A 668-nucleotide genomic window follows, 5' to 3' on the forward strand; every position below is an offset into this window, starting at 1 on the left:
AACCAGGCATCGTAAATCAGCTCGCAAAGGCTTGCGCAGAAGCTCAATGCAATATCGTGGATAGTCGCATGACCGTTCTTGGTGGAGAGTTTGCCGTCATCATGATGATCTCTGGCCAGCCGAACAGCATTACAAAATTAGAAGAGGCCCTTCCTGCACTTTCCGATGAGCTCGGCCTAACAACCACAATAAAACACACGGTGGCACGTCCAAGTGCGCAAGCTTTCTCGTATACCGTAGACGTGGTCGCCCTCGACAACCCTGGAATCGTTCATGAAATCGCGCAGTTTTTCTCATCTGCACAAATCAATATTGATGATCTTTCCACAGGAACATATAGCGCGCCACACACTGGAACCCAAATGTTCAACCTAAATATGCTAATCCGCATTCCTGCCGACACGCATATTGCTAGCTTGCGCGAAAACTTTATCGACTTCTGTGACGACAGAAATCTCGATGCTGTCATCGAACCGCAACGCTAACAAGACTTTGGTAAACGCTTTATAACAAGGAGACTTTTTGTGACTCATCCAACCGTCGGCGAAACCGCGCCAAATTTTTCGCTGAGCAATCAAGACGGCGACGTAATTAACTTGTCAGATTACAAAGACAAAAGCGCTGTTGTTGTGTTTTTTTATCCTAAAGCAATGACGCCTGGCTGCACC

Annotated in this window: 2 protein-coding genes; both read left to right on the forward strand. The window is 47.0% G+C overall.

Annotated elements, in window-relative coordinates:
- The coding region (locus A3739_RS21930) for a glycine cleavage system protein R (protein WP_068502761.1) at positions 1-485 on the forward strand (485 nt) is incomplete at its 5' end.
- A gap of 39 nt (positions 486-524) precedes the next feature.
- Positions 525-668: redoxin domain-containing protein (locus A3739_RS21935; RefSeq protein WP_156502756.1), on the forward strand; the 144-nt coding region annotated here is incomplete at its 3' end.

It is taken from the genome of Oleiphilus sp. HI0067 (genome assembly GCF_001635735.1).